This window comes from Rhizobium terrae, from assembly GCF_003425685.1.
Classification (GTDB): Bacteria; Pseudomonadota; Alphaproteobacteria; order Rhizobiales; family Rhizobiaceae; genus Neorhizobium; species Neorhizobium terrae.
Genome location: NZ_QJKM01000011.1, coordinates 24,056 through 36,984 on the forward strand (window position 1 = coordinate 24,056; position 12,929 = coordinate 36,984).

Consider the following 12,929-nt stretch of genomic DNA (forward strand, 5'->3'; position numbering starts at 1 on the left):
GAAGCGGCCCGGTCAGAGAACGTGATGATTGGCGACCGGCACATTTGCGCGAACAGTCGATGTATAAGCGAGGTTGAGCGAGGCGCTCGTGGTTCCGATGCCGTCGGAGCACTGCGCGATCATGTGGCCCCAAGGGTCAATGACCATCGAATGTCCCCAGCATGCCTTCTTGCCGCTGGCATGCGTGCCGGTCTGTCCGACCGCAAGAAAATAGGTTTGAGTCTCGATGGCGCGGGCCCGGGCTAACACTTCCCAATGGTCCTTGCCGGTCGCCAGCGTGAAGGCTGCCGGCAGTACGATGACATCGGCGCCCTTGTCGCGCAGGGCGCGAAAAAGTTCGGGAAAGCGAATATCGTAGCAGATCGCGCAGCCGACCGTCACGTCGCCGGCCTTATACGTAACAACCTCTTCGCCCCGCGCGACTGAATCCGATTCACGGTAGCTGATGCCATTCGGCGTATCGACGTCGAAAAGATGCATTTTCCGATAGCGCGCAAGCTCGCCCCCGTCGGGGCCGAAGACCAGGGTCGTATTGTAGAACCGGTTCCCCTCGCGCTCGACGATAGAGCCAGCGTGAAGCGTGATCCCGTTGTCCTTCGCCAGTTCAGAGAGCGTCGAATAGATCTCGCCTCCCGGAAATGTTTCCCCACTGTCGTGCATTTCGGTCGGGGTATCACCGAGAAAGGCGAAATACTCTGGAAGAACGACCAGATCCGAACGCTCTTTCTGTACGACCTCATTAACCATCGAAACGGCGGTCGCAAGATTGGCGGCCTTGTCGTTCTGTGAATTCATCTGAACAAGTGAGACTTTCACTTTGCTCTCCTCTTCTGTTGCGGAAAGCATAAGAGCGGAACAATGGGATCCTCACAAACGCCAAAATCCTATCCAGGCCTATAAGAAAAGCTTATGGATTGACCATTGTGCAATGCAGCACAAAATTTAGCCAACCTTGACCACACCTTCAAGCGGCGTCTCCGCGACAATTTCGACCGCCATGTCGGTGATGGCGCGCGCCAGCGCGTTATCACCTCGATCCTGGTAGACGATATGGAAAACCAGCGACGGAACCGCCGGTTTCAGATCGAGTATCCGCGCCTGGCCGCGCTCGATAAGATCCCGCACCAGAACCACCGGAAGCGCTCCGACGCCGACGCCGGCGGCAACGAGACGCGTCATGATCGACAGCGAATTGGAATTGTAGATGCGGAAATCGCCGACACGGTTTGCCTCTAGGAGATTGATGAGGGCGCGATGCGGCTGCGAGCCTGCTGAGAATGTGAGCAGCGGATAATTGGCGATTTCCTCGATACTGAGCTCGCCTTCCGGCAGCTTGAGGTCGCCGGCCGCGACCCAGCAAGATTCAAAGGTGCAGATTTCGATATTGAAGATATCCTGGCCGAGCAGCGGGCCCATGATGATGCCGAGGTCGACCTCGCCGGCCTGAATCTTCTGGGCGATCTTGAGGCTCGTATCGATCGTGAGTTCGAGGCTGACGCTCGGATAACGGTCGTTCATCCGCCGGATCAGCGCCGGCAGCCAGGAATAGACGACCGTATCCGCGGCACCGATCCGCACCGTTCCGCGCAAAGCCTTCCGGTTACTGACGAGTTCGCGGAAATCGATCGTCATGCTGACAATTTTTTGGGCCTGTTGAAAAGCCAGACGGCCGGTCGGTGTCAGGGACACGCCACGCACATCGCGGATGAAAAGCTGCACACCAAGTTCCTGCTCAAGTGCAGCGATGCGATTGGAAACCGAGGCTTGAGTCGTGTTGAGGTGCTCTGCGGCGCGGGAGAAACTGTTAAGACGAGCAACCCATAAAAAGGTCTCAAGGAAGCGAAAATTCATGCGCGCCAGGTCCTGATCGAGCGACGATATGCCAGAATGCGTTATCGTCCTTTCGCAGGCAACTGTGCATAGCTATCCGGGACAAGTCGCGTGACCTGTAGCGGGGTATAGACAAGGGCGAAAACCGATTGGCTGGGACAGTCAGGAATTTCGTGTGCGGTGAGGCGATTGATCATCAGGCCTTCGCCCCTGATCCACTTGCGCGGCAACATAGCGTCGGCGTAAGCCGGAAACCGCGAGCGATAGCCCCCGGCGCACGGTCTATCCTCGCCGGGTGCGTTGACCAGCGCCCCACCGTCGCCATAAAGCGACCTTGTAACGATCGCGCCGCCGCAAGCCTGGTCAGTGGTGGAAAGCCAACCGACGCGGAGGCGATGAAGCTGACGAACGCGAAGACCGTTGGCCAGATCGAGCCGGGCCAGATGGTGACACACGACTACCGGGCAGATCGCGTCACGATCGAGACCAATCCGTCTTCCGGACGCGTTGTCAGTGCTCGGTGCGGTTAGGCTCGAGCGTTGTCCTCCTCTGCACATCGATCCGCGAGAGCATCCGTGACGAAATCGATGAACGCTAACCGGGTCAGAGTCCGACCTGATGGACATAGTACTGGCGGGCCCGGCGGCGGCGTAGGCGGCAAGGACTTCGGCCAGTTTTCCGGTCTTGATGTTGGTTCCGCCATGTAAGTGTGAAGCTGGACGAGGCGAGCGCCTGACAATCCCCTGACAATCCAATGACGCCCGCACTGAGACAGTCCCTCATGCCATTCGCTTGCGGCAATGCGTTGCGTGGCCGGAAGATGGTCAGCCGGATCACAAGCTTCCAAAGTCGTTTCGATGGCTGGCAGTTTAATGGCAGTTATCTAACCCAGTATGATGGGTTGAATAATTTCTAACAATGCATAATTCGCGCCATTAAATGGGTCAATTAATCACACCATCAGACCGATTAAAGCCTTGTCACCCGAGGGCCTCCTTAACCGGCGGCGGTCGGTCTGTCGTGAGGCGGCCCACTCTTGCCAGTGTTCGCACCATGCCCAAAATGCTCGCTTGCACCGGGACGGGTAGATCCTGAAAGGCGTCGACGAGTGTCTGGCCTTCCACCGTTGACACATATGCGAGCCGGGCTGCCCATTGAGGCCCCATTTTTCCCTCTTCGCCTACCACGCCCGGCAACGCGCCAAAAAAGAATGCGATGGGGGCCTCGAGGATCAGGCTGATCTCATAGAGCATGGAGGAGTTTATTCGGTTGGCGCCGGTCTCGTATTTCTGCACCTGCTGAAACGAAATTCCCAGCCGCTTCGCAAGCGCCCCTTGCGTCATGCCAAGATGACCCCGCCGCAGACGTATCTGCTGGCCGATCATCTGGTCGGTGGTTTTGCCTCTTGCCTCGGCAGACGAGCTTGCCGATAGCCGGGTTTGACGAGCGGTCATAGATTTCATCGCAACTCCTCCCTCCAGGTATGGACAACCGTCCAATTCAAGAACCTGGTGATCGGGGAGTTCGAATGCCGATAGATTCAGCCCCTGCGGCCTTCGGCAAAGCCTATTTTATACGCTGCAGGCTCCCCGACCATAAAGGAGTGTTGCCTTGCGGTGGCACGGACCGACCTATGGGGATTCGAAGCCCCAGGCAGCATCGCCGCCCAACTATTCTTATACAGTATCAGATTATTTTCGCAAGCTTTGCGAGCATCGATATCTGATTTTCTTATTAAACGGACTGCCACGCATCTTCCCAAGATCTGTCACTTATTAAGATATATCAATGCGATATAAGCGATATCGTTTTGATCTTCCAGCCCGCCTGCCTATGCTCGCTTCAGTTGAATTGGAGAGCGAGATGATCAGCAATTCTATTGACGCGAGATCTAGCAGCACCCTTGCCGGCTCCCACCGCAACACCCGTTTGATGATCGACAAAGCGCTTCCCCAGCTCGACCTCGCCCATCAATCTGAGGTGATGGGATTGTCCGCCAGACCTTTATCGGCACGGCGTCTTTCCATCGATATTGCGGGCTTGCACCGCTGTCTCGTCGACTTCGTACGCTGCTCCTATCTTGGCCTCGACAACCACCCCGAGATCATCGAAGGTGCAATCGAAGCGATCAAGGATCACCGGGCACTGCATTGGTCCTGCGCACGGACGCGCATGAGCTTTGCGTCACTCACCCTGCTGGAAAGCGATCTTGCCGATCTCTTTCAGGCGCGGGTGATCACTTATTCGAGCGTCCTTGCCGCCAATATGGGCGCGCTGCCGCTGCTGGCTTCGGGCCATCTTACTGCCGGAAACAAACCGGTCCTGGTATTCGACCGTTTCGCGCATGCGACGCTTGCTTTCCACAAGGCAACACTTGCTGCCGAAACCACGGTCGTCACCATCGATCACAACGACATTTCGATGCTCGAACAGATCTGCAAGCAGAACCCGGTGGCTGCTTATATCTGCGACGGCGTCTATTCGATGGGCGGCGCAGCCCCTGTCGACGGGCTGTTGTCGCTGCAGCAGAAATATGGGCTTTTCCTTTATATCGATGATGCGCACGGCATCTCGTTGTTCGGCCGCCAGGGAGACGGTTTCGTGCGGTCACAAATTGCCGGTGATCTCGGGGAAAGGACAATCATCGCCGCCTCCCTCGGCAAGGGATTTGGCGCCTCCGGCGGATTGCTGATGCTTGGAAGTCAGCAGCAAGAAAAGCTCTTCCGTCGCTTCGCGATTGCGCACGCTTTTTCTGCCTCTCTCAATCTCGCAGCGGTTGGCGCGGCGCGTGCATCGGCAAGGCTGCACCGCACCGCTGAACTGTTGCGCCGCCAGATTTCGCTTCAGGAAAGGATCAAAGGTTTCGACCGGCTCATCAAGACCGATCAACAGGGTTCGCCACTGCCGATCCGGACTATCCGAATTGGCAATGAAGCGAGCGCGATTAGTGCGGCGCGCGCGCTCGTCGATCGCGGCTTCTTCACCTCCGCCATCTTTTTTCCGACCGTGCCTGAGGGTCAAGCCGGGCTTCGCCTTTGTCTAACGGCCGGTCATACGCCCGAAGAAATTGAGGGGCTTTGTAACGCGCTTCACGATATCGTGCCGCTGTGCGAAGGGCATTAAGATGCCAAACAGCCTCTCAAGCGCCGCCTATCAAAGAGCCCGGCAAGTGATGCCGGGGGGAAATACCCGGGCGTCGAATTTTGAAAAACCTCATCCGCTTTATCTCGCCTCCGGGGATGGTGCTTATGTCACTGATGTCGACGGCAAACGTTACCTCGATTTTCAGAACAACTTTACTGCACTTATCCATGGTTACAACCATGCCGAGGTTACTCGCGCGATCCACAGACAGGCCGAACTTGGATCAAGCTTTGCCGGTCCAACGATCGCCGAGATCGAGCTCGCCGAGCTACTTGTCGAAAGGGTCGCCTATTTCGAGCAGATCCGGTTCACCAATACCGGTTCGGAAGCGGTGATGATGGCGATCAAGGCGGCGCGTGCGCTCACTGGCCATCACCTGATCGCCAAGTGCGAAGGCGCTTATCACGGCAACTATGACATTGTCGAAGTCAATGTCACGGCCGCGCCGCTTGGCGGAGCTGGGTACGGGCAGGCACGAGGCGAACATGCGGGTGTCGCGGCGTCAGCGATATCGGATTGTTTGGTCATTCCCTTCAACGATATCGAAGGAAGTCGCCTAATTCTTGAAGCTGCGGCGGATCGTTTGGCCGCCGTTGTCATCGACCCCCTGCCCTCTCGCATCGGACTGATCCCGGTAAATGCAACCTACCTCGCCTTCATTCGGGAATTCACCCGTCGACATTCCTCGCTTTTGATCCTGGATCAGGTTTTGAGCTTTCGCCTTGGCTATGGCGGCGCGCCGATTTGCGCGGCAGGTTTTCCCGATCTTTGCGCCTTTGGCAAGATCATCGGCGGCGGGCTGGCGATTGGCGCCGTCGCGGGATCTGCCGATTACATGGCGGTGTTTGACCCAAGCTCACCATATGGTGCCCGCGTTTTTCATTCCGGCACTTTTACCGCCAATCCGCTAAGCATGGCCGCCGGGAGGGCAGCCATGACGACCCTCGGCACGTGTGATCTCGACAGGTTGAACGAGCTTGGCGCTCGCACCCGCTTTTTGCTCACCGAGGCACTTGCAGCGGCTGGATGCTGCGGCGCGGTCACCGGTCAGGGCTCGTTGTTTCGCCTGTTTATTGGACCTGAACGGATCGCCACCTATGCCGACACGTTCGCTGCCGCGCGCGACCCGCGGCTAAAATTTGTTATCGACCGGATGCGCGAAAACGGCGTTTTGCTGTCGCCGATCGGACTTGGCGCCCTTTCGACACCAATGGGCGAAGCAGATGTCTCGCGCCTGGTCGGAACCTTCAAGACAGCATTGCGAGCACTGGAACATCAGTAGCGCAACCAACGGGCTGGAAAGAACGATGAACCTGGAAACCGAACGACTGTTCATGCGGCCGGTGAACGCACGCGATGGCGATGCCCTTTATCGTCTTCATTGTGATCCCTTGGTGGTGGAGTTGATCATGGAGGGCAATATGCCGACCCGCGAGCAATCCGATGGCAGACTTTCGCTTTATCTCGATGAATGGCGGCGGTACGGTTACGGGTTCTGGATGCTTTACCAGCGCGAGGCCAATGGTGATCTCATCTTTGTCGGTCGCGCGGGCTTAAGACGGTACGACGAAAAGGATGTCGAGATCGGCTGCTGCCTCTTCGGCTTTGCCTCCGGCAAAAGGATCGCCCTTGAAAGCCTGAGGGCAATCGTTGCTCATGCCTTTGATCATCTTCCGATTACCAGGCTGGTGTCGGTTATTCGCCCGGAGAATATCCGGTCACAGAAGATGACGACGACGCTGGGCTTTTCGTATATGGGCATGACCGAACATCACGGCACCACTTTCCGCTTTTATGAAATGAAACGTCCGAAGTGATCTTCGCTCCCTCCTCTGATTTAAGTGAGGGACGAAGGCGTTGTCGATCGATCGCCCAGCATTGTCTAACTTTGCGCGATCCTCGCCGGCGCTGACAGACACAAGCGGCAGTCAAACAAGGCGCCAATCCTTTCAAATGGACCAAGCGGGATCTTACGACCTGCCATTTCCTTGCGCGGTTAAGAAAATGCGCGTCCAGTTCGTCCTCGCCCTCTTTACGCGAGCCCGAGGCCATGAAAATCAGAGGCGGTCCACACCGGCTTTAAGGCCCGAACCAAGTTCCGCATGAGCCGGTCAACCTCATTTTGTACGAGCTCGACCGCCTGATCGAAGAAGGGCGCGAAGCCGATGGTTGACGTTCCAGCCAATGGCTCCGTCTTTGGCTATCCGTATCTTTGGACTTGGCGACACGACAAGGGCGAAACGGAGGGGCGTAAGTCTCACCTCGTGTATATGGTGTTGGTCATCGCCAAGGGTGCAGACTCGTCCAGTACGGCCATGACGCCGCCATAGATTGCGGTGCGAACATCGGATTGATCGACGGCATGCTCCGGCCAAAACCGAGACTTTTGATAGATGAAGGCGCCTTTTTTATAATAACCAACACCAGGCGTCGCGACCAGAAGCGGCGTCGCGATGCCAGCAAAGTTCATCGTAAAATGATATCCCGACTTGACCACCACGAAATCGAGCTCATCGATATTGATCCCCTGGCTGGTGAAGACCGCAGGATCGTGGCTAAAGGCAGGCTTGCTGGTCAAGATCAGATAGATGTGCTCATTGACAAGCAATACGGCCGTGTTGCCGAGCGAACTTGCCTCGCCGCCATGAAAGGGTCCTGCGAGCGTAAAATCGCCGCCGCTGAGATGAATGACCTTGCCGGTGATCCGGCGCGGCCGAAATCCGGGGGTAATCTGGCCGCCTACGTCGAGCGTCACCATCGTACCTAACCCGGCCGTGCAGGCCAATTGTGCATTATCGGGGTCGGTGATTGTCAAAGCCCCCTTCAGGTCGCAGAATTCGTCCAACGCCGCCGACAATAAAACGACGCTATCTCCCGGCGCGCCTGCGAGTATTCGGTCGCCCATGTCCGCCAAAACAAAGGGCCGATCTTCGGCCTGAATGCGAACCTTCGAAAACGCTTCAGTGACGGTCAAGAGCTGGTCCTCAAACCGTTCACGATAGCGCCAGAAATCGCCAGCAAGTTCATTGGCGACCTTCAGTGCTTTGACATCCGCTCCATTGGTCATCACCGTCACCACTTGACCGATATGATGGTCGTCGGCATAGCGGAAAACATTGTAGATCGAAATGTCGACGATAGAAGGCGAGTTTTTTAAAAATGTCAGCGCCTTTTGATGAATCTCGCCAAGTGGGCCGGACGCCGTTTCTCCCGCTCCCGGTAGGATCATCGGCACCCGTACAGTTGTAATCACGGGGAAAAGCTTGCCCCGAAGGATTTCAAGGACAAGTCTTGCGGCCTTCGCACCGCATTCAACCACATCGGAATGCGGGTTTTCCTTACAGGCGATACACACGTTAGAATTGCGGAGCATCGCATCGGTGAGATGGGCGTGCAAATCGAGGCCGATACCGATTGGAACTGCCGGGCCAACCAGCGCTCTCAATCTTGCAAGAAGGTCTCCTTCAAGATCGGCAAGCCGCGTGGTGGCAGCGGCGCCATGTAAATCAAGGACGATAGCGTCGGGTTTTAGCCTTTCGATCTCGGCCAAAAGGTCATGGGTGACCTGCTCATAAAAATCGTGATCGATCAACCCGCTAGGCGGCGCAGTCACGGAGATGGTCGGCAGGATGATAGCTTTGTCTTGAAGCTCCGCGACAATCCCTGCCAAGGTTGAGCCAGATGCGTTAAAAATTGCTTTGCCTTGCTCCACGTCGAACTGTTCTTCGGTGGCGGGCTGCGGATTGAGCCGATTGGATTCGTGATAAAACCGCCCGACTGCGATGCGAAAAGACTTAGATGTCATCATCCATCTCCTATAACCTTTCAAAACGGCACTATTGTTGGTTCCATTCATTCCAGCGCTCGATCAGCAGCTGGGTATTGGCGTTGATCCAAGCGGCATCAGGCTTGATCAGCTGATTAAATATCTCGGGCGATGTTGGCAGCGTGGCCCGCGCAGCCTCCCCCATCGCGCTAACTGCCGAGTAGCGGGCAGGTGTGCAGGTCAGCGCCTCGCAAACCCTTGCCTGGGCGTCCGGATGATTAAGAAAATAACGAAGGAAGCGCAGTGCATTGTCGTGATTGGGGGCGTTCTTGATCAACGCCCACCGATCGCCGACCAAAAAGGCTTGCTCCTGGCGCCAGGCCAGTGGTTGCCCTTCCTGCCTCAAAGCCGCCGCCCGCGTCTGCCAGATCTGCCCGACCACATATTCGCCTGTGCGAAACCCTTGCGTCGACTGGTCCCCTGTCTTCCACCAAAGCCCGACATGGGGTCGAAGCTCACCAAGCTTCTTGAGGGCGCGGTCGATGTCCATTGGAAATAGCAGGGCGGGCTCGACGCCGTCAGCAAGTAGCGCGGCCGCCATGACCCGCCAAGGATCGTTGAAGTTCGGCAGTGCGCGGGGCCCCGGAAATCGTTCAACATCGAAAAAGTCTTTCCAGCTTGCGGGGCCGCCTTTGGGAAAGCTTTCCTGGTTGTAGACCATAAGGGTCGTTCCGTAGCCGAAGAGCACTCCGGAGCGATTGCAAGCATCGGCAAGCAGATCCTTGTCGGCTCGGTAATCGCTGCAAAACGCCGTCATATCCTCGTTGAGCGTTCGGTGCAGGTCAGAAGCGGCCTGGATCTCGCCGGCCTGATAGAGATCCCATTCAACCTTGCCGGTGGCCGCCATCGCCTTGACGCGCGCGACATTTTCCGCGCCGGTCCCGGAGACAGTGACAATCTTGATGCCGGTCTCTTTGGTGAAAGGGTCGAAAAAATGCTCGCGCATCTGGCGTTCCCAAGTACCGCCGGTCGTGGCGATAACGATCTGTTGGTCGGCCATGGATGGGGTGGCCGAGGCGACAGACAGCGCAATAGCGCAAGCGGCGAGCTTCAAGTGGCCGCGAAGCGCGAAAGCTGCCTGGCTGGTCCGTCGGCAAGAAAAAGTCGGTATGATCGACATGAATGCTGTCCCTTCCTTTGATTTCGTTGATCTTATTGATGTGTTTAAGCTCAGCGCCGCGCCGAAACAGGATCACGGTTGAAGACTTGCAACGCGCCCATAACGATCAGGGATATCGCGGTGAGCACTACCGAAACGGCCGCGATCACCGGAGTGAGGTTGAAGTCGATGTCTTCGAACATTTTTCGGGTAATGGTCTTGCCCTCGACCCCGGAGAGAAAGAAGGCGACGGTCGCCTCGTCGAAGGAGGCGAGAAAAGCAAACACGGCACCACTTGTTATGCCGACCCTGATGTTGGGCAAAACAACCAAAAGGAAGGCTCGGATGCGACCGGCACCACAGTTCAGGGCCGCCAACTCGAGCGTGATGTCAAAACGTTGTAGGGCGGCAACGACGGTCAAAACGACGTAGGGTACCGCAAGCATCGTGTGGGCAATCAGGAAGCCAAAGAAGCTGCCCGACAGATTGAGCGGCGAAAACGCGATGAACACGGCCACCGCGATGACGATATGGGGAATGATCATTGGACTGAGCGTGATGGCCTGAAGCAGGCTTTTTCCCGGCAGATTGCCTCTTACGAAGGCGATCGCGGCAAGCGTGCCGACCAGTGTCGCCGAAAGGGTTGTCGCCAGGGCGATTTTGAGGCTGAACAGGGTGGCGGCGCGCCAATCGGGATCAAACAGATATTGTTCGTACCAGCGCAATGTCAGTCCGCGCGGCGGAAATTCGAGATAGTTGGCGCCACCGAGCGACATCGGAAAAATGACGATGATCGGCAAAACCAGGAAGAGAAGAATAAGCAATAGAAGCAGGCTTGCTGCGGCCGAAACGATAAGTTTCCAAAGAAAAAACCTTGGGCGCACGAAAACTCCGCTCCTCTCATCGGCCACTTGGCGGGCGGCAAGCGGGAAATCCAGGTCAGGCGACATTCGAAATCCCCCGATTGTTGGAAAGGACATTGCGGAAGCAGACGACGATCAGCAGTGTCACGCAGAGCAACACAGTCGAAAGTGCGCCGGCAAAACCCCAATCGAGCGTCTCGGTGGTTTGCTGGCCGATCAAGGTCGCCATGAGCAGGCTGCCGGGGCCACCGACCAGGGCCGGCGTCACGTAAAAGCCAAGGGCTAAGATGAAGGTCATCAGGCAACCGGCGGAAATGCCCGGCAGGCTTAACGGCAGCAGGATCTTAATAAACACGGAGAGCTGTCCGGCGCCGAGGTTGCGAGCTGCCTGCTCCAATTCCGGCGGGATCATACGGATCGCTCCGAAAATCGGCAGGATCATGAAGGGCAAAAGCACGTGCGTCATCGCCACGATGACGGCACTTTGGGTGTAGATGAGCTTCAGCGGCTCGCCAACTGCCCCAAGTCCTAACAATAGGTCGTTTACCAGGCCGCGCCGCTGGAGGATCACAATCCAGGCATAAGAGCGCACGAGCGCTGAGGTCCAAAGCGGCAGCAAAACGCAAGCCATGACCAAGCCTGAAAGCTTGCGTCTGATCCTCGCCATCGCCAAGGCCACCGGATAACCAAGGATCAGGGCTGCGATCATCACAATTGCCGCTATGGTGACGGTTCGCACCAAAACCTTGAGATAAAGTGGGGTTTCCAGAAGACGGCGATAGTTGCCGAGACCAAATTCTGGCGCAAAAAAGCTCTGCCCCAGTAGCTGTGCGACGGGATACACAAATCCGAAGCCAAGCAACAAGAAGAGCGGCGCGATTAAGATGAGCGACAGGCCGATCGGATACTGGCGCCATGATCCGGCTCGAGTGATTGATGGCAAGACACGCCGCATCGATCGATAAAGGCTTTTGAACGCCGTCATGCCGCCTGCCTCCTTTGATCGATGAAGAGGCGCAATGTCTGGGGCTCGGCAAATATGTCGACCTGGTCCCCAGGTGTAAAAGGCGAAGATCCGCCGCTGACCGGCACCCGCGCCTCAAGCACTTCACCCGGCCGGCCATCGATCGCAACTAAGACGGCATAGGCGGCCCCGACAAACAGCGCCGCCTCGATCCTGCCTCTCAAACCCTGCGGTTTGGAGACCGCACTGGCGGTGACACGTAGATCTTCGGGACGAATGGCAATTGTGACAGACTGGCCGGCGACAATTGGGTAGGTAGAAAGCGGGCACTTCATGACCGCCGTCTCGGAAAGCCGGATGATCGCTTCGTCGCCTTCTTGGCCGAGATATTCGCCGTGAAGAAAATTCATCTTGCCGATGAAGCCGGCGACAAAAACATTGGCCGGGCGATGATAAAGCTCGACGGGCGCCCCGACCTGCATCAGCTGGCCGTCAGCCATGACGGCGACGCGATCCGACATCGTCAGCGCCTCCTCCTGATCATGCGTGACGTAGACAACCGTAACGCCTAAGCGCTTTTGGATCCGTTTGATTTCGAGCTGCAGGCTTTCGCGCAGCTTTTTGTCGAGAGCGCTCAAGGGTTCATCCATGAGCAGCACCGGCGGCTCGGCGACCAATGCTCTTGCCACCGCAACGCGCTGTTGCTGACCGCCGGAGAGCTGTTGCGGCAGCCGATCGGCAAAACTTTCAAGCTTCACCATATTCAAGATGGCGCTCACCCGCTCACGTGTTTGGGCGCGACCGACACGGCGCATTCGCAGTGGAAAAGCGATGTTCTGCGCTACCGTCATATGGGGGAACAGCGCATATCTTTGAAACACCATTCCGACGTCGCGTTTATTGGGAGCCTCGAAGGTGATATTGCGCCCTCCGACACTAATGCGCCCACGATTGGGGGTCTCGAAACCTGCGATCATCATCAACAGGGTCGTTTTGCCGGAACCGGACGGACCCAATAAGGACAAGAACTCGCCTGCCTTGACTGTGATTGACACATCGCGAACGACCGGTGTCTCAGCAAAGCTTTTCTCAACACCTTCAATTATAACCGGTTCACCCTTCATATTTACCTCCTACTTTCATGTATTATGCGCAAAACCAGGAAATTTCCTCAAAAATATAAGAACATGTCCCCATTTTTAC

Annotated in this window: 12 protein-coding genes; 4 read left to right on the forward strand and 8 right to left on the reverse strand. The window is 56.8% G+C overall.

Going from position 1 to position 12,929, the window contains the following annotated elements:
• Positions 1 to 12: 12 nt before the first annotated feature.
• Positions 13 to 816: a carbon-nitrogen hydrolase family protein gene (locus tag DMO26_RS20600; protein WP_205421251.1), complete on the reverse strand. Its 804-nt coding sequence runs from the start codon at positions 814 to 816 to the stop codon at positions 13 to 15.
• Between the two features lie 126 nt (positions 817 to 942).
• Positions 943 to 1,851, reverse strand: coding sequence for a LysR family transcriptional regulator (locus DMO26_RS20605; protein ID WP_117194039.1), 909 nt, complete (start codon positions 1,849 to 1,851; stop codon positions 943 to 945).
• A 152-nt stretch (positions 1,852 to 2,003) separates the two neighbouring features.
• Between DMO26_RS20605 and DMO26_RS20610 the strand changes: the two genes are divergently transcribed.
• Positions 2,004 to 2,360, forward strand: coding sequence for an I78 family peptidase inhibitor (locus DMO26_RS20610; RefSeq protein WP_226951379.1), 357 nt, complete (start codon positions 2,004 to 2,006; stop codon positions 2,358 to 2,360).
• A 450-nt stretch (positions 2,361 to 2,810) separates the two neighbouring features.
• Here the strand turns inward: DMO26_RS20610 and DMO26_RS20615 are convergent, their stop codons facing one another.
• Positions 2,811 to 3,293: a helix-turn-helix domain-containing protein gene (locus DMO26_RS20615; RefSeq protein ID WP_117194041.1), complete on the reverse strand. Its 483-nt coding sequence runs from the start codon at positions 3,291 to 3,293 to the stop codon at positions 2,811 to 2,813.
• 400 nt (positions 3,294 to 3,693) lie between these two features.
• On the opposite strand from DMO26_RS20615, the gene DMO26_RS20620 reads away from it, so the two are divergent.
• From DMO26_RS20620 to DMO26_RS20630, 3 genes are read left to right on the forward strand one after another with little or no spacing between them, the layout of a single operon-like run.
• The gene (locus tag DMO26_RS20620) at positions 3,694 to 4,953 is read left to right on the forward strand and encodes an aminotransferase class I/II-fold pyridoxal phosphate-dependent enzyme (RefSeq protein WP_117194042.1); all 1,260 of its coding nucleotides are present in this window, start codon (positions 3,694 to 3,696) and stop codon (positions 4,951 to 4,953) included.
• Position 4,954: 1 nt separating this feature from the next.
• A complete protein-coding gene (locus DMO26_RS20625; RefSeq protein ID WP_117194043.1) occupies positions 4,955 to 6,256 on the forward strand; it encodes an aspartate aminotransferase family protein in 1,302 nt (433 codons plus the stop codon).
• A 25-nt stretch (positions 6,257 to 6,281) separates the two neighbouring features.
• Positions 6,282 to 6,791, forward strand: coding sequence for a GNAT family N-acetyltransferase (locus DMO26_RS20630; protein ID WP_117194044.1), 510 nt, complete (start codon positions 6,282 to 6,284; stop codon positions 6,789 to 6,791).
• A gap of 440 nt (positions 6,792 to 7,231) precedes the next feature.
• Here the strand turns inward: DMO26_RS20630 and DMO26_RS20635 are convergent, their stop codons facing one another.
• Genes DMO26_RS20635 through DMO26_RS20655 form a run of 5 tightly spaced genes read right to left on the reverse strand, consistent with a single transcriptional unit; the run spans position 7,232 to position 12,850 of the window.
• Complete coding sequence (locus DMO26_RS20635) at positions 7,232 to 8,782, reverse strand: M81 family metallopeptidase (RefSeq protein ID WP_162895000.1); 1,551 nt, start codon at positions 8,780 to 8,782, stop codon at positions 7,232 to 7,234.
• A gap of 28 nt (positions 8,783 to 8,810) precedes the next feature.
• The gene (locus DMO26_RS20640) at positions 8,811 to 9,920 is read right to left on the reverse strand and encodes an ABC transporter substrate-binding protein (RefSeq protein ID WP_117194046.1); all 1,110 of its coding nucleotides are present in this window, start codon (positions 9,918 to 9,920) and stop codon (positions 8,811 to 8,813) included.
• Between the two features lie 50 nt (positions 9,921 to 9,970).
• Complete coding sequence (locus tag DMO26_RS20645; RefSeq protein WP_117194047.1) at positions 9,971 to 10,849, reverse strand: ABC transporter permease; 879 nt, start codon at positions 10,847 to 10,849, stop codon at positions 9,971 to 9,973.
• The gene (locus DMO26_RS20650) at positions 10,839 to 11,747 is read right to left on the reverse strand and encodes an ABC transporter permease (RefSeq protein ID WP_117194048.1); all 909 of its coding nucleotides are present in this window, start codon (positions 11,745 to 11,747) and stop codon (positions 10,839 to 10,841) included. The genes DMO26_RS20645 and DMO26_RS20650 overlap by 11 nt, the downstream gene beginning before the upstream one ends.
• Entirely contained in the window at positions 11,744 to 12,850 is a 1,107-nt protein-coding gene (locus DMO26_RS20655; protein WP_117194049.1) for an ABC transporter ATP-binding protein, read from the reverse strand. Before DMO26_RS20655 ends, DMO26_RS20650 begins: the two co-directional genes overlap by 4 nt.
• Positions 12,851 to 12,929 lie beyond the last annotated feature (79 nt).